Source organism: Polaromonas sp. DSP2-3-2b2, assembly GCF_049895905.1.
Lineage (GTDB): Bacteria > Pseudomonadota > Gammaproteobacteria > Burkholderiales > Burkholderiaceae_C > Polaromonas.
This window is the reverse complement of the sequence record NZ_JAFCTH010000065.1, coordinates 1-589: the sequence shown is the minus strand read 5'-3', so window position 1 is coordinate 589 and position 589 is coordinate 1. Positions and strand designations below refer to the sequence as shown.

The window sequence follows — 589 nt, the reverse complement described above, 5'->3', positions numbered from 1 at the left end:
GCGCTCCTCAAGCAGGGCCCGGTCCAGCCCGGCATGGCGCTGCGCCGGCGTCACGAAGCCGATGGCGCTGTGGCGATGCTGATGGTTGTACCAGTGCGCCAACTCGGTGACCCAGCGCCTTGCGGTCAGCAGGTTTTCAAACGGTTTGACAGGCAGCTCGGGCCGGTACTTCAGGGTTCTGAACGCCGATTCGACATAGGGGTTGTCGTTGCTCACGGACGGACGGCTGCGCGTGTGGGCCACGCCCAGGCGCTGCATGGTGACCAGCATGGTCTCGCCCTTCATCGGTGCGCCATTGTCCGAGTGCACCGTCAGCTGGCCTGGGGCGATGCCCTGGCGCGTGCAGATGTCTCGCAGCAACTGGCCGGCCAGCTCGGCACTCTCGCAGTCAAACACCTGCCAGCCCACAATCTTGCGGCTGAACAAGTCCTCGAACAAGTACAGGTAAAAGTGCTGGCCGCGCACCTGGGTCGGCAGATACGTAATATCCCAGCAGAACACCTGATCGGCTCCGGTCGCGGCCAGGGCGCGCGGGCGGCTGCGCTTTTGCGCTGCACGTTCCGTGCGCCGATGGGCCAATTGGCCCTCC

1 protein-coding gene is annotated in these 589 nt (G+C 65.2%); it reads right to left on the bottom strand.

Going from position 1 to position 589, the window contains the following annotated elements:
• Positions 1–589: transposase (locus ACP7AD_RS18585; protein ID WP_426149227.1), on the bottom strand; the 589-nt coding region annotated here is incomplete at both ends.